This is a genomic window from Flavobacterium fructosi, from assembly GCF_042787335.1.
Lineage (GTDB): Bacteria > Bacteroidota > Bacteroidia > Flavobacteriales > Flavobacteriaceae > Flavobacterium > Flavobacterium fructosi.
In genome coordinates, this window is the sequence record NZ_JBHZQA010000005.1 from 31,275 (window position 1) to 46,764 (window position 15,490).

General features: G+C 34.7%; 13 protein-coding genes and 1 tRNA gene. 5 read left to right on the plus strand and 9 right to left on the minus strand.

Annotated elements, in window-relative coordinates:
* Nucleotides 1-4 precede the first annotated feature (4 nt).
* Nucleotides 5-1,054, minus strand: coding sequence for a 4-hydroxythreonine-4-phosphate dehydrogenase PdxA (gene pdxA, locus ACFX5D_RS09380; RefSeq protein ID WP_379857939.1), 1,050 nt, complete (start codon nt 1,052-1,054; stop codon nt 5-7).
* A 58-nt stretch (nt 1,055-1,112) separates the two neighbouring features.
* Between pdxA and ACFX5D_RS09385 the strand changes: the two genes are divergently transcribed.
* Nucleotides 1,113-1,700: a riboflavin synthase gene (locus ACFX5D_RS09385; RefSeq protein ID WP_379857940.1), complete on the plus strand. Its 588-nt coding sequence runs from the start codon at nt 1,113-1,115 to the stop codon at nt 1,698-1,700.
* 32 nt (nt 1,701-1,732) lie between these two features.
* Here ACFX5D_RS09385 and ACFX5D_RS09390 read toward each other — a convergent pair whose 3' ends face one another.
* The 3 genes from ACFX5D_RS09390 to mce form a co-directional block, all read right to left on the minus strand.
* Entirely contained in the window at nt 1,733-1,957 is a 225-nt protein-coding gene (locus ACFX5D_RS09390; protein ID WP_379857941.1) for a hypothetical protein, read from the minus strand.
* Between the two features lie 235 nt (nt 1,958-2,192).
* A tRNA-Ile gene (locus ACFX5D_RS09395) sits at nt 2,193-2,266 on the minus strand.
* A 137-nt stretch (nt 2,267-2,403) separates the two neighbouring features.
* Nucleotides 2,404-2,805, minus strand: a complete 402-nt coding sequence (mce, locus tag ACFX5D_RS09400) for a methylmalonyl-CoA epimerase (RefSeq protein WP_379857942.1) — start codon at nt 2,803-2,805, stop codon at nt 2,404-2,406.
* Between the two features lie 178 nt (nt 2,806-2,983).
* Here mce and ACFX5D_RS09405 point away from each other — a divergent pair, with 178 nt between their 5' ends.
* Entirely contained in the window at nt 2,984-4,633 is a 1,650-nt protein-coding gene (locus ACFX5D_RS09405) for an Ig-like domain-containing domain (RefSeq protein WP_379857943.1), read from the plus strand.
* Between the two features lie 86 nt (nt 4,634-4,719).
* Here ACFX5D_RS09405 and ACFX5D_RS09410 read toward each other — a convergent pair whose 3' ends face one another.
* The 4 genes from ACFX5D_RS09410 to ACFX5D_RS09425 all read right to left on the minus strand — a co-directional run bounded on the left by ACFX5D_RS09410 (nt 4,720) and on the right by ACFX5D_RS09425 (nt 9,076).
* Complete coding sequence (locus tag ACFX5D_RS09410; protein WP_379857944.1) at nt 4,720-5,481, minus strand: amidohydrolase; 762 nt, start codon at nt 5,479-5,481, stop codon at nt 4,720-4,722.
* 81 nt (nt 5,482-5,562) lie between these two features.
* Nucleotides 5,563-6,309: a succinate dehydrogenase/fumarate reductase iron-sulfur subunit gene (locus ACFX5D_RS09415; protein ID WP_379857945.1), complete on the minus strand. Its 747-nt coding sequence runs from the start codon at nt 6,307-6,309 to the stop codon at nt 5,563-5,565.
* 88 nt (nt 6,310-6,397) lie between these two features.
* On the minus strand, nt 6,398-8,398 hold the full coding sequence (locus ACFX5D_RS09420; RefSeq protein ID WP_379857946.1) for a fumarate reductase/succinate dehydrogenase flavoprotein subunit: 2,001 nt from the start codon (nt 8,396-8,398) through the stop codon (nt 6,398-6,400).
* Between the two features lie 12 nt (nt 8,399-8,410).
* Complete coding sequence (locus ACFX5D_RS09425) at nt 8,411-9,076, minus strand: succinate dehydrogenase cytochrome b subunit (RefSeq protein WP_379857947.1); 666 nt, start codon at nt 9,074-9,076, stop codon at nt 8,411-8,413.
* A 357-nt stretch (nt 9,077-9,433) separates the two neighbouring features.
* On the opposite strand from ACFX5D_RS09425, the gene ACFX5D_RS09430 reads away from it, so the two are divergent.
* Complete coding sequence (locus ACFX5D_RS09430) at nt 9,434-10,795, plus strand: hydroxymethylglutaryl-CoA synthase family protein (protein ID WP_379857948.1); 1,362 nt, start codon at nt 9,434-9,436, stop codon at nt 10,793-10,795.
* A 75-nt stretch (nt 10,796-10,870) separates the two neighbouring features.
* Here ACFX5D_RS09430 and ACFX5D_RS09435 read toward each other — a convergent pair whose 3' ends face one another.
* Nucleotides 10,871-12,352: a helix-turn-helix domain-containing protein gene (locus ACFX5D_RS09435; protein WP_379857949.1), complete on the minus strand. Its 1,482-nt coding sequence runs from the start codon at nt 12,350-12,352 to the stop codon at nt 10,871-10,873.
* Nucleotides 12,353-12,471: 119 nt separating this feature from the next.
* Between ACFX5D_RS09435 and aceB the strand changes: the two genes are divergently transcribed.
* A complete protein-coding gene (aceB, locus tag ACFX5D_RS09440) occupies nt 12,472-14,073 on the plus strand; it encodes a malate synthase A (RefSeq protein ID WP_379857950.1) in 1,602 nt (533 codons plus the stop codon).
* A gap of 35 nt (nt 14,074-14,108) precedes the next feature.
* A complete protein-coding gene (gene aceA / locus ACFX5D_RS09445; protein ID WP_379857951.1) occupies nt 14,109-15,389 on the plus strand; it encodes an isocitrate lyase in 1,281 nt (426 codons plus the stop codon).
* Nucleotides 15,390-15,490: the final 101 nt, after the last annotated feature.

Sequence of the window (15,490 nt, forward strand, 5' to 3'; positions counted from 1 at the left end):
TTGTTTATAACTGTTTTTCTTTTGTTTTTAGCGGATTCTCACTGATTTCCTTATATTGATTTCTAGCATTATAAATATCAATAGCCAGATAAACTGCTTCTTTAAATGAATTATAATCTGCTATGCCTTTTCCTGCAATATCATAGGCTGTCCCATGATCAGGAGACGTTCTAATTTTATTTAATCCAGCAGTATAATTCACTCCTTTACCAAAAGACAATGTTTTAAAGGGGATTAATCCTTGATCATGATACGCAGCAATAATTGCATCATATTTTTCATATTGGCTACTACCAAAAAAACCATCTGCAGCAAAAGGACCGAATACCAATGTTCCCTTTTCAAATAATTTTTTCAATGCTGGCTTGATCACCAAATCATCTTCTTTACCAATTACTCCGCCATCACCGCAGTGTGGATTCAAACCTAAAACGGCAATTTTAGGTTTATTTATACTAAAATCTTGAATTAACGATTGCCTTACTGTTTCAATTTTCTTAATAATCAACTCTTCGGTTAGTTTTGATGCCACTTCGCTTACGGGAATGTGGTCGGTCAACAGTCCGACTCTTAAATTATCCTGAACCATTAACATCAGCGCATTCCCCTCTAGCTCTTGATCTAAATAATCGGTATGGCCCGGAAACTTAAATGTTTCCGACTGGATGTTATATTTATTTATAGGCGCAGTGACTAACACATCAACAACACCTTCTTTTAAAGCATTAGTAGCCGCAACAAATGATTTTATAGCATATTGCCCAATTTTTTCATCGTTTGTTCCTGGATTCAAATCAACTCCTTCTTTCCAAAGATTAAAAACATTAATTTTCCCTGTAACAATTTGATCCAATTTATCAATTCCATGCAGCATTGAAGTTGATTCAAAACTCTTTTTTACAAATGACATTATTTTCACATTCGCAAAAATAACCGGCGTACAAAGCTCTAACATTCGTGAATCTTCGAATGTTTTTAAAACAACTTCGCTTCCAATACCGTTTAAATCTCCAATTGAAATCCCAACGATTATATTTTCTGCTTTTTTCATCATGATCTAACGTTATTTATTGCTAATTTTGAAGTGCAAATTTAGTAAAATAAAACAAGAAATGTTTACAGGAATAATAGAAACCCTTGGCGTAATCCAAGAAATAAAAAAAGAGAAAGACAATATTCACATTACAATAGACTCTTCTATAACAAGCGAACTTAAAATTGACCAGAGTGTTGCCCATAATGGAATCTGTCTGACTGTCGTAGCTCTAAAAGACACCCTTTACACCGTAACTGCTATTGACGAAACAATTAAAAAAACGAATTTATCGTCTTGGAAAACAGGAGACAGTATGAATCTTGAAAGAGCTATGAAACTTGGAGACCGACTTGACGGTCATATCGTACAAGGTCATGTCGATCAAATAGGAATTTGCATAGTAGCGCAAGAAACTAACGGAAGTTGGCTTTATACCTTTGAATACGATGAAAAACTAAACAATATCACAATCGAAAAAGGCTCAATCACTGTAAACGGTGTTAGCCTAACGGTCGTAAACTCAAAGAAGAATCAATTTAGCGTGGCCATTATTCCATACACTCATGAACATACTAATTTTAAATCATTTGAAGTTGGCACAAAAATAAATCTTGAATTTGATGTAATAGGCAAGTATGTCTCCCGATTATATCTAAATAAATAACAAAACAATCTTATAAAAACAAAAGCTCCAATTTAAATTGGAGCTTTTGTTTTTAAACGATGACTGTAAATGATATAAAATCCAAAAAGCAATGCAATTATTAGTAGTACAGAAATATTTTCATCGATAGAAAGCCCTGGTGGTGGAGGTGGCTTGCGCTTACCTGCAATACCCGGAGTAGGAGGGCCGCCATTACCTGCAATAGCACACAAGGTCCCAAGCAGGAAAGCAATTAAAAGATAAAATTTGTTTGGCAAAATATTCATAATTTCCAAAAATAGTAAATCAATCGTTTAAAAAAAGTAATTTCAACTATTTATTATCAATCTCTGTTGTCAATCCTTATTAAATCAACCAAAACAGCAAACAAAAACTCATTTTTTTACAAAAATCACTTCTTACAATACAAAGATATGAATTTTAATGAATTCTTATTTTAATACACCCCAAAAAACAAATCCCCTCAAAATATATATTTTGAGGGGATTATCGTGGTCCCACCTGGGCTCGAACCAGGGACCACCTGATTATGAGTCAGGTGCTCTAACCAGCTGAGCTATAGGACCGGTTTAGAGTTTGCAATATTACTACTATTTTTCGTTTGCTCCAAATATTTTTTGCTTAGATTTTCAATTACCCCCAATATTTAGAACCATCTGACAGAAAACCATTGATTATTAGATTTCTAAACTTTACGATTGAATTATTTAATTTCTTGACACAACTCAATCAAAACTCCATTTGTACTTTTAGGATGTAAAAAGACAACTAATTTATTGTCGGCTCCCTTTTTTGGTACTTCATTCAAAACAACAAAACCCTCACATTTCAGACGTTCTATTTCCGATACGATATCCTCCACGTCAAAAGCAATATGATGTATTCCTTCCCCTTTTTTTTCTATAAATTTAGCTATAGGACTATCCGGATTAGTAGCCGCCAGAAGTTCTACTTTATTCGGCCCAACAGCAAAGAAAGAAGTACTCACCCCTTCACTTTCGACGTCTTCAAATTTATAAGCGGGAGCACCCAATAGCTTTTCAAAAATTAAATTTGAAACTTCTAAATTTTTAACCGCAATTCCTATGTGTTCAATTTTTTTCATTTCTTATTTATTATCTAAAATTACAAACTTTACATCGAGGTAAATTTACACATTAAAAGACAAAAAGAAAATATAGAAACTTAAAAGTAAGCCTAGTCAAATACCTGTAATAAAACAGTAAAAAGTTTCAATTCCATTAATTATAATTGTTATTTTGTAATTCTAATCCAAATTTGATATGTTGAAAAACAATTTAAGATATATTTCCCTGCTATTGCTTTTAATAATGATAGGATGCGCAAAAAGAGGAACCATAACCGGAGGTTCAAAAGATACGCTTGCGCCCGTTTTAAAAATGAGTTTTCCTAAGAATTTCAGCATCAACTTTAAAGGAAATGAAATAAAATTGGTCTTCGACGAAAATATCATATTAAAGAATTTAAACAAACAATTGATCATTTCTCCGCCAATGAAACAGGAGCCTTTGATTTTACCAACTACTGCCAGTAAGTTTATTACCATTCAAATAAAAGATACCCTTAAGCCCAATACCACATACAGTTTCAACTTTGGTCAAAGTATCTCTGACAATAATGAAGGAAATCCTTACAACCAGTTCAAATATGTATTCTCAACTGGCGACCACATCGATTCACTTTCTCTCAATGGAAAAGTGAAGGATGCATATAACAAAGAAACAGAATCATTTGTATCTATAATGCTTTACGAGATAAATAACACTTTTAAAGACTCTGTAATTTACTCTGATAACCCTAGATACATCATCAACACACTTGATAGCTTGAAAACTTTTAAATTAGATAATTTAAAAGCAGGTAAATATCTTCTTGTGGCTATGAAAGATTACAACAACAACAACAAATTCAACCCAAAAAACGACAAAATTGGGTTTAACAAACAATATATAACTATACCAAATGACACGGTTTACGAACTGGAAGTATTCAAAGAAGTTTTACCATTTAAAGCTTACAAGCCAAGTCAAGTATCCGGCAACAGATTAATCATCGGTTATGAAGGAAAAGCAAATTCAGTAAATGAAAGACCTAAAATAATCTTAAAAAACAAAAATGACGTACTTCCTTCTATCGTTACTCGGTTGCCAAAGAAGGATTCGCTGCAAATATGGTTTAAACCTTTAAAGACCGATTCATTAGCTGTAACGGTTAACAGGGACAAGTACCTAGAGCATTTTACAATTAAAATTAAAGAACAGAAAAAAGACACTTTAAACATTATTGCTATGCAAAATGGCGTTTTAAATTTTAGAGATCGTTTGGCTTTCGAAACCGCTACACCATTAGTCAAATTTGATAATACAAAAATTAAATTAGTCAATAAAGCGGGAACAGCAGTTCCTTTCACTTCTGAATACGACGAATTTAATCAAAAATTATACTTCGACTTCAAGAAGGAACCTTCTGAAGAATATGCTTTTACAATTAATCCTGGTGCATTAACTGATTTTTTCGAAAAATCAAATGACACCTTGACATATAAGGCTATAACTAAAACTACTGCAGAGTATGGGAATCTTAGCATTTCTTTACAAAATGTAAAACAATTTCCCGTCATTATTGAATTGACAAATCAAAAAGGAGAGCTTTTAGCCGCTGAATACGCAGAAAAAAACGCCACAATAGACTTTAATTTAATTGAACCCGCTTTATATTCTCTGCGAGCCATTTATGATGTGAATAAAAATAAGGAATGGGATACAGGAAATTATTTAGAAAAACGCCAAGCCGAAGAAGTTATTTATTTCTCAAAAGAAATTGACGTTCGTGCAAATTGGGATGTAAACCAGATTTTTGATTTAAGTGTTCCATATAGTCCCGAACCGAAAAAGAAAGTGGTGAAGAAGTAGGGATTTAAGAATGATAATTAACGTTTTTGATTTCAGATTTCTTCATCCGCTGGAATCAAAAATCGATAATCCTAAATATTTTATTCTTATATTTTAAAATCATCTCTATCATTAAGGAATCCTAATTTTTGTCTTGTCAACATCATTTTCAGTTTATCTAATTCAACCGGAAAAATAACTTCAGACTCATTCGGTTCAAGTAAATATTCCCCAAGATAATCGACAACTTGCGAATGTCCCGTATACTGATATCCATTATCGTCCTCGCCTATTCTATTAACACCAATAGCATAACTCATGTTTTCTATAGCACGCGCTTTGAGTAACGTATCCCAAGCATTTATTCTTGTTTTTGGCCAACTTGCAACATAAATTAGCAAATCATAATCTTCCGAATTTCGAGAAAATACAGGAAATCGCAAATCATAACATACTTGGAGGCAAATTTTCCAATTTAAATAATTGACGATAACTTTTTGCGTTCCACTGGTGTAGACTTTGTTTTCCCCAGCCAAAGTAAATAAATGTTTTTTATCATAAAACTGAATTTCTCCTGATGGAAAAACAAATAACATCCTATTATAGAAATTACTTTTTTCTTTAATAACAATACTTCCCGTAATGGCGCTTTTTTTAGCTTTTGCCAATACTTTAAGCCACCCTACCGTTTCCCCTTGCATAGTTTCCGCTACGAGCTCTGGATTCATTGTAAAACCCGATGTAAACATTTCAGGTAGCACAATCAATTCTGTACTTCCGAAAATTGAATTAATTTTGGCTTCGAAATAGTTTCGGTTTTCTTTTGGACTTTCCCAGACTAAAGGCGATTGGATAAGCGTTACTTTCATTTTAAATCATTTTTATAAAGATAAAAAAAAACGCATTCAACTTTTACATTGAATGCGTTTTTTAATTTCACATATTAAGTCTTATCCTTTCAAGCTTGCTGACAAATATTCTCTGTTCATACGAGCAATATTTTCAAGAGAAATTCCTTTTGGACATTCTACTTCACAAGCTCCAGTATTAGTACAGTTTCCAAAACCTTCAGCATCCATTTGGCTCACCATATTCAATACACGGTCAGTAGCTTCAATTCTTCCTTGTGGCAACAACGCATATTGAGATACTTTTGCAGCGACAAAAAGCATCGCCGATGAGTTTTTACAACTCGCCACACAAGCTCCACAACCAATACAAGTAGCCGCATCAAAAGCATTATCCGCATCTTCCTTATTAATAGGGATCGTATTAGCATCAATAGTATTTCCTGAGGTGTTTACGGATATAAATCCTCCCGCATGTTGAATCCTGTCAAAAGAACTTCTGTCAACCACTAAATCTTTAATTACTGGAAAAGCTTTGGCTCTAAACGGCTCAATAAAAATGGTATCACCATCCTTGAACATTCTCATGTGCAATTGACAAGTGGTAACACCTCGGTCTGGTCCGTGCGCTTCCCCATTGATATATAAAGAACACATCCCGCAAATTCCTTCGCGACAATCGTGATCAAATGCAACTGGCTCATCCCCTTTCATGATCAATTCGTCATTCAAAATGTCAAGCATTTCAAGAAATGACATATCTGGCTCAATATGATCTATAGGATACTCAACTATTTTACCTTCTGCAGCGGCATTTTTCTGACGCCATATTTTTAATGTAAGTTTCATATTTTTAGTTTGAAAGTCATAAAGTCGAAAGTCGAAAGTCGATTGACATTGAGCCACTTGACTTTAAAACGTTAGACATTAGACTAAATTATTTATAACTTCTTTGAACTAATTTCACGTTATCAAATACCAACGGCTCTTTGTGTAAAATTGCTTCGCTTGGTTTCCCAGTGTATTCCCATGCTGCTACGTAAGCAAAATTCTCATCGTCACGCTGGGCTTCTCCTTCTTCTGTTTGGTATTCTTCACGGAAATGTCCTCCACAAGATTCATTACGATGTAACGCATCTTTAGCAAATAATTCCCCCAATTCAAGGAAATCGGCAACACGAGTTGCTTTCTCCAATTCTTGATTCAAACCATTCGCATCACCAGGAACTTTTACTTCTTTGTAAAACTCTTCGCGCAAAGCAGCAATTTCTACAATTGCTTCGTTTAATCCTTTTTCATTACGAGCCATTCCCACTTTGTCCCACATAATTTTCCCTAATTTCTTATGAAAATAGTCAACAGAATGTGTTCCTTTATTGTTCATGAATCTTTCGATTTGATCTTTTACCGCTTTTTCAGCAGCAACAAATTCAGGTAAATCTGTAGATATGGCACCCATTTTAATATCTGGAGCTAGATAATCTCCAATAGTATATGGCAATACGAAATACCCATCTGCTAAACCTTGCATCAAAGCCGAAGCCCCAAGTCTGTTGGCTCCATGATCTGAGAAGTTCGATTCCCCAATGGAAAAACAACCCGGAATTGTAGTTTGCAAGTTATAATCAACCCAAGTACCTCCCATTGTATAATGTACCGCAGGGTAAATCATCATTGGAGCAGTGTAAGGATCTTCATCTACAATTTTATAATACATTTGGAACAAGTTCCCGTATTTACTTTTTACAAGTTCAGTACCTAATTTAGTTACTAATTTAGTATCATTAGTATCCAATCCTTTTACATACGCTTGCTCATTTCCGTACCGTTGAATAGCTGCCGCAAAATCCAAATAAACTGCTTCACCTGTTTTGTTTACTCCAAAACCTGCATCACATCTTTCTTTGGCAGCACGGGAAGCTACATCACGAGGCACTAAGTTACCAAAAGCCGGATACCTTCTTTCTAAGAAATAATCTCTTTCACTTTCTGATAAATCGGTTGCTTTTTTCTTTCCTTCTCGAATCGCTTGCGCATCTTCTAATTTTGCAGGAACCCAAATACGTCCATCATTTCGCAATGATTCTGACATTAATGTCAATTTTGATTGGTGATCTCCTGAAACCGGAATACAAGTAGGATGAATTTGTGTATAACAAGGATTGGCGAAGAAAGCCCCTTTTTTGTGGATTTTCCAAGCAGCAGTAGCGTTACTTCCCATTGCATTGGTAGAAAGGAAAAACACATTTCCATACCCACCAGAAGCAATAACAACCGCATGAGCCGAGTGTCTTTCTATTTCACCGGTAACTAAGTTACGAGCGATAATTCCTCTTGCTTTTCCGTTTACGATTACTAAATCCAGCATTTCGTGACGGTGATGCATTTTTACTTTACCACGACCTATCTGGCGATTCATTGCTGAGTAAGCGCCCAAAAGTAATTGTTGACCTGTTTGCCCTTGTGCATAAAAAGTACGAGAAACCAAAGTTCCTCCAAAAGAACGGTTATCTAATAACCCTCCATATTCACGAGCCAATGGAACGCCTTGTGCCACACATTGGTCAATAATATTACCGGAAACTTCCGCCAAACGGTGTACGTTAGCCTCGCGAGCACGATAATCACCACCTTTTACGGTGTCGTAAAACAATCTGTGAACTGAATCACCGTCTCCTTTATAATTTTTTGCAGCGTTGATTCCTCCTTGTGCAGCAATGGAGTGCGCACGACGGGGTGAATCTTGAAAACAAAATGCTTTTACGTTATATCCTAATTCTGCTAATGTTGCAGCAGCAGAACCTCCAGCAAGACCTGTACCCACTATAATTATATCTAAATTACGTTTGTTAGCAGGGTTTACTAAATTAATATGATCTTTATAATTTGTCCATTTGTCCGCAATTGGACCGGTAGGAATTTTTGAATCTAATGCCATTATAATTTAATATTAATGATTAAAATGATGAAATAATGCAATGAAAATGAAACCAAAAGGAACTACAATTGCAAAAGCATATCCTAATGTATGCAAAGATTTTGAATATTTATTATTAAAACCTACTGACTGAAAGGAAGAATTGAAACCATGCCACAAGTGCAAAGACAACAATAAAAAAGACAAACTGTACAATCCTGTTCTAACGGGGCTTTCAAATTTTTCTGCTAATTCATGAAAATATCTTGTTTCATTCAATGGATTAGATTCTACATATTTATATACCATTTCAGGAACCCAAAAATCGTAAAAATGCAAAGCTAAAAAGGCTAGAACAACTGACCCAGTAACTATCATATTTCTGGAAGCCCACGAAGAATTAGCAGCTCCGTTATTTTTCGCATACCCAATTGGCCTGGCTTTTCTGTTTTTAAAATCCAAAACAAAACCCATGATGAAGTGAAAAACTACCCCAACAATTAATATAGGCTGAATTACATATTGAACTAAAGGATTATTTCCCATAAAATGAGAAATCGAGTTGAATGTATCGGCACTAAAGACCGATGTCATATTGATAAAAAAATGCTGTGCTAGAAACAACATCAAAAAAAGTCCTGAAAGTGCCATAGCTACTTTTTTTGCTATTGACGATTTCAATAATGCAGATTTTGCCATAAGATTTATATAATTTGTTTTGAAAAATTCTACAAAAATAAAGCAATTAGACAGTAACTACAACCTTTTCGCTGTTATTTATAATGAATTTAAAGTGTTTTACACAAAACACCAAGAAATCTCTAAAAATCAAACAAAATTCAAAAAATGGTTAAACAAAAAAGAAAGAAATCTTAAATAAGAGGTAGCGGTAAATATCAAAAATCACGCTACAAAAAGACTAAAATTACCGATTCAATAATTTTAATTATTGTTTATTTACAAATTAATAAAAACATCTCCTCCTTTGAATTTATATCCGTAAAACGATTGCATCAAGACAATGCGTTTTTAACTTTACAAGTTAAAAACTGAATAATGAAAACAGGAATTGACTCCATCTCTTTTGATGTTGCTAAAATACATTTACCTATTAAAACATTGGCAAAAGCCAGACATATTGAACCTGAAAAATTAGAAAAAGGGTTGGGCTTAATAAAAATGACATTACCGGATACACATCAAGATACGGTTGTTTTTGCCGCAAACGCTTTGACCAAACTGATTCAAGAAAACAATCTTAATCTTAGTGAAATTGCAAGAATTTATGTTGGAACCGAAAGTTCGATTGATAGTTCAAAACCGATAAGTTCTTTTCTAATCGCATTGATGGAACAAAAATTTGGGGAAAACATTTTATCAGAATGTGATGTGGTTGATTTTACATTTGCTTGCATTGGTGGTGTTGACGCCTTGCAAAACTGCTTGGATTTTATTCAATTAAACCCTACCAAGAAAGCAATTGTTGTCACAACTGATTTTGCTAAATACGATTTAAACTCTACCGGTGAATATACCCAAGGTGCCGGCGCAGTAGCAATGTTAATTGTTTCAGACCCCAGAATTATTGCATTTGACAACAATTGGGCAACAAGTACAAAAGGGGTTTTTGACTTTTTTAAACCGTACCGCACTATTTCAAAAAAAGCAATTACAGGAAATTCAACTAACGAGCCTTGGTTTGACAACCTTGAAGACGAAATAGAAATCCACAAAGACCAACCGGTTTTTGATGGACAATATTCCAACCAATGTTATATGGATCGCACCAGAAATGCTTATTTTTCATTAAAAAAATTAAAAAACACAAACGAAACAATCTACAAATCATGGAAAAGCATCATTATGCATTTGCCTTACGCGTTTCAAGGACGTCGCATGCTATTTGAGATTTACGCTTTGGATGCCGAAAATAAAATCATCACTGGAGATGAAGACGCAACCGAATATCAAAATAAATTGAAAGGAATCAGTAAATCCGAAGACTACCAAAATTTTGTACATAATAAATTGATGCCTGCCGAACTCGCTTCTTCATTAATCGGTAATTTATACACCGGCTCCATTTTTATGGGACTGCTATCGACTTTGGCTCATTTTTATGATACTGCAAAAGAAATAAGCGATAGTAAATTTGGGTTTCTTGCTTACGGAAGCGGCTCTAAATCGAAAGTTTTTGAAGGAACGATCCAACCAGATTGGAGAACGGCAATAGCTGGTATTAAACTATTTGAAACATTAGATGAAAGTTTTGAAATTGATTTTCTAACATACGAAAAACTGCATAAAAAAGAACAAAAACAAAGCATTCAGCTCCCTAAAAAAGAATGGGTTTTAGACCGAATAGAGAATGAAATTCCTAATCTATTAGGAGCTCGTTACTACAAATGGATAGACTAATTTTTCAAGCGAGTAAAAAAAGCACCGAGAATTCTTAATCGAACTTTAGGTGCTTTTCGTCGATAAAATACACGTCTAACTAAATTTAGCCATATACTGCTGTACAATTAAATCTGTATTTTCATTTCGAATTTTCTGCTGCAATTGAATTGGAGGAGAAGCTCTTTCCAGACAATTTTTAACGGCGCAAGTCTCGCAAGTTACACCTACAATTTGTTTTTGGATGGATTTATTATCGATGAATTTGAATTTTTTCTTTACACTTGGCGTAATTAATATTCCCACAGAAATACTCCTTAAACAATCTTTTTTGAATGGATCCAATGTTGCTGACGAGAAAACCAAATACTCATTACTGCTATTATCGTAACGAGAAATTTGCGCATCAAAAAAGTGATTCTTGTTTTGTTTCATAGCATTCTCTATCGTCTTGATCGACACCCATCTTCGACAGTAATGCTCATTCATTTCGTTGGCGTGCGGCTCTTGTTGATTTGTAATGTGTAATTCTTTCTTTATTTGATAGGTGTCTGCGCCAATTTTATGCGACAATCGCAAGAAGAAGAGATTCTTTAACTGAAAATCCTTAGGTAAAATATTAGTCAGCCTTTGATAAAAAGATTCGGGCGAAACATTGAATTTTCCCATCAATTGAATCATCTCTTGTGGCTTTGGATCTGTTTTTAACAGAAACAAATTCAATTCATCAATCAGTTGTTGTCTGGGTATAAGCAATGCTCCGGCAAAATACGAAGCATAGAAATTATTAAGAACCTGATCAAAATTATCAAATTTTATCCAACTAAAAGTGAACAACCTTTCTGTAATTTCCAGGTAATTATAAGCGATTTCTTTGGCCAAAATAAATGCTTTTTGCGGCTCATCAATATCCAACGAAAGTAACAAAGTTCTACTTTTAGGAACAAATATCGACCTTAAATCACCTAATTCTTCTTGCTCCGAAAAAACAATTTCTTGAATAGTATAACCATATTCCTCTATTAAGATGGCAGACAATTCCTCAATAGAAATTTCAGCATCAACCTTAATATGAAATGCTTTAGAGAATTGCAATACTTTCAATTCTAAATCTTCAAAATAATTATTATGGGCTTCTTGATACGAACGCAATGCTGCCAAGAAAAAACTTTCGCGTGTTAAATTATAGTGTTGGGCAATTTCAATAATAGTACTTATAAAGGCATTTACCTTTGCAGGAGCATTAGCAATGATGTCGATAAGATCATTTTCCTGAATTCCGAAAATATCCAAAGGAATCTCTTTTAAAATACCCGATTTTAAAATTTCCCCAATAGGTGCCAAATTATTATCCAGTTTTAAAGAAACCATATGATCATAAGAAACATCCAGCTTTTCCGAAAGGAGAATAATCTTATCTGTTTTTGGATATTTTTTTCCTTTCTCTATTTCGTTTAAGTACGATTTTGAAAGGTCTGTAATTTTAGCCAAACCAAATAAAGATAAGTTCTTATTGGTACGGGCCTGCTTGAGTTTCAACCCAAAAATCAACTTTATATAATCCTTTTCTATATTCATAAAATCAAAGATACGCTAAAAAACAAAAACGACAAAAAAATATTTTTTTAATTTTTAGCGTACGTTCGCTTGTTTTGTAAAAAACTTTTTGTACTATTGTCATGTAAAACGAATTAGCCATGATACACCAAAACGAAACAACCGAAAGATTACTTCAGTTATTAACTGAAACGAATCACCATTATCCAGAAATATTGACGGATGAGGCCATCGATTTTTTAACTGACTTACATCAAAAATTTAATAACAAAAGACTTGCGTTATTGGAAGACCGAAAAAACCAACAGGTCTTATTTGATAATGGAGCTCTACCAACCTTTCCAGTTGAGACAAAGAGCATCAGAGAAAGCAATTGGCAAGCCGGAAAAACGCCAAAAGACTTATTAGACAGAAGAGTGGAAATAACCGGTCCCGTTGACAGAAAAATGGTCATCAATGCACTTAATTCGGGAGCAAAAACTTTCATGGCCGATTTCGAAGACAGCACTTCACCAACCTGGAGTAATTTGATGAGCGGGCAACAAAACTTGAAAGATGCAGTAAACAAGACTATCACTTTAGAAGACACTAAAAAAATTAAAAAATACAGTTTAAATGAAAAAACGGCTGTATTAATAGTTCGCCCAAGAGGATTGCATTTGACGGAAAAAAATATTTTGATTGATGGCGAGCAAGCCTCAGGATCTCTTATTGATTTTGGATTGTATGCGTTCCATAATTACAAACAGCTTATCGAAGATGGATCCGCCCCCTATTTTTACATCCCAAAATTGGAACATTATTTAGAAGCAAGATGGTGGAATGAAGTTTTCGAATTTACACAGGAATATTTGGGGGTTCCAAACGGAACATTCAAAACAACGGTTTTAATCGAAACCATAACGGCCAGTTTTCAATTGGACGAAATCATTTTTGAACTAAAGGATCACATTGTTGGTCTTAATTGCGGAAGATGGGATTACATTTTTTCTTACATCAAAAAATTAAGAAATAATCTAGCTTTTATTGTTCCAAATAGAGATCAAGTAACAATGACGTCTCCATTTATGAGCGCATACTCGCAGTTGGTTATTCAAAGATGCCACAAACGTAATATTCATGCAATAGGAGGAATGGCCGCTCAAATTCCGATAAAAAACGACGATGAAGCAAATGCAATTGCTTTCAATAAAGTAATCACCGACAAAGAACGTGAGGTAAAAAACGGACACGACGGAACTTGGGTTGCGCATCCGGATTTGGTTTCATTAGCCATGAAAGTTTTCGACAAATACATGCCAACAGCAAACCAAATTCATGTAAAAAGAGAAGACGTACATGTAACCGAGAAAGATTTATTAGAAATTCCAAAAGGAACAATCACCGAAGAAGGAGTTCGAAAAAATATCAGCATTTCTGTTTTGTATATCGCATCCTGGTTAAACGGACAAGGTGCCGCAGCTTTACACCATTTAATGGAAGACGCTGCAACTGCCGAAATATCAAGATCACAATTGTGGCAGTGGCTTAAAAACGAAGTGGTTTTAGACAATCAAAAAGTATTAAACGAAAAATACTACCATCGAATGGCAATGGAAGAATTTGAAAAAATCAGAAAAAGTGTTGGAGACGAAAATCATGAAAAGCAAAAATACAGATTGGCAGAGCAACTATTAGACATCTTAGTAGTAAACGATAATTTCATCGAATTTTTGACCATCTTAGGGTACAAATACATTTAAAAAACTATTAACAAACAACCATAAAAACGCAGAAAATGAAAACAACAGAAACAAGAATTCAGGAATTAGTTGCAGATTGGATTACAAACCCAAGATGGAAAGGAGTTGAACGCCCATACACAGCGGAAGAAGTAGTAAAACTGCAAGGGTCTTACATCATAGAACACAGCGTCGCAAAAATTGGAGCTAACAACCTATGGAATAAACTTAATTCTCAAGATTTTGTAGCTGGACTTGGTGCACTAACAGGCAATCAAGCAATTCAAGAAGTTGAAGCAGGTCTTGACGCAATCTATTTAAGCGGATGGCAAGTTGCCGCTGACGCAAATGTTGCAGGCGAAATGTACCCTGACCAATCTTTATATCCTGCAAACAGCGTTCCATTGGTAGTAAAACGAATCAATAATGCACTTTTACGCGCCGATCAGATACAAGTTGTAAACGGAACGACTGATAAAAAACAATATTTAGTTCCTATAGTTGCTGATGCCGAAGCTGGTTTTGGTGGCAATCTAAATGCTTTCGAATTAATGAAATCAATGATCGAAGCAGGCGCTGCCGGAGTTCACTTTGAAGATCAATTAAGTTCTGCAAAAAAATGCGGACACTTAGGGGGAAAAGTATTGGTTCCTACTCAAGAAGCGATTAACAAACTGATCGCAGCAAGATTAGCAGCTGACGTTATGGGAACTCCAACTTTAATCGTGGCCCGCACTGATGCTGATGCTGCCAATTTATTGACAAGCGACATCGATCCTAGAGATGCCAAATTCATTACAGGTGAGAAAACAGGAGAAGGATTTTTCTATGTAAATTGTGGAGTTGAACAAGGAATTGACAGAGGATTGAGCTACGCACCTTATGCTGATTTAATTTGGATGGAAACCAGCAACCCTGATTTGGCTTACGCCAAACAATTTGCAGATGCGATTCACAAAGAATTTCCAGGCAAAATGTTAGCGTATAACTGCTCGCCTTCATTCAACTGGGCTGCAAAATTATCCGTAGCTGAGATGGAAACCTTCAGAGAAGACCTTGCTGCAATGGGATACAAATTTCAATTCATCACATTAGCTGGATTTCATGCGCTAAACACCAGTATGTTCGAATTATCAAAAGCGTACAAAGAAAGAGGAATGGCCGGTTATTCTGAATTACAGGAAAGAGAATTTGCCTTGCAAAAACACGGTTTCAAAGCCGTAAAACATCAAGGTTTCGTAGGAACATCTTACTTTGATGCCGTTCAAAATACGGTTACCACAGGAAAATCTTCTACAATAGCCATGAAAGATTCTACTGAAGTAGCGCAGTTTTAAGAAAACAAAGTAATTAAGAACACAAAATGTATTTGGTCTGAAAAACAAATTTCAACCTACTACGTTTTGTGTTTTTTTACGAATTTTGCCAAATTCGTAAC

Coding starts and splice junctions, on each gene's coding strand:
- ACFX5D_RS09425 (WP_379857947.1), bottom strand. CDS start 9,076: ATGGCAAAATCTGCATTATTGAAATCGTCAATAGCAAAAAAAGTAGCT.
- ACFX5D_RS09430 (WP_379857948.1), top strand. CDS start 9,434: ATGAAAACAGGAATTGACTCCATCTCTTTTGATGTTGCTAAAATACAT.
- ACFX5D_RS09420 (WP_379857946.1), bottom strand. CDS start 8,398: ATGGCATTAGATTCAAAAATTCCTACCGGTCCAATTGCGGACAAATGG.
- mce (WP_379857942.1), bottom strand. CDS start 2,805: ATGAAAAAAATTGAACACATAGGAATTGCGGTTAAAAATTTAGAAGTT.
- aceA (WP_379857951.1), top strand. CDS start 14,109: ATGAAAACAACAGAAACAAGAATTCAGGAATTAGTTGCAGATTGGATT.
- ACFX5D_RS09405 (WP_379857943.1), top strand. CDS start 2,984: ATGTTGAAAAACAATTTAAGATATATTTCCCTGCTATTGCTTTTAATA.
- ACFX5D_RS09415 (WP_379857945.1), bottom strand. CDS start 6,309: ATGAAACTTACATTAAAAATATGGCGTCAGAAAAATGCCGCTGCAGAA.
- ACFX5D_RS09410 (WP_379857944.1), bottom strand. CDS start 5,481: ATGAAAGTAACGCTTATCCAATCGCCTTTAGTCTGGGAAAGTCCAAAA.
- ACFX5D_RS09435 (WP_379857949.1), bottom strand. CDS start 12,352: ATGAATATAGAAAAGGATTATATAAAGTTGATTTTTGGGTTGAAACTC.
- ACFX5D_RS09385 (WP_379857940.1), top strand. CDS start 1,113: ATGTTTACAGGAATAATAGAAACCCTTGGCGTAATCCAAGAAATAAAA.
- aceB (WP_379857950.1), top strand. CDS start 12,472: ATGATACACCAAAACGAAACAACCGAAAGATTACTTCAGTTATTAACT.
- pdxA (WP_379857939.1), bottom strand. CDS start 1,054: ATGATGAAAAAAGCAGAAAATATAATCGTTGGGATTTCAATTGGAGAT.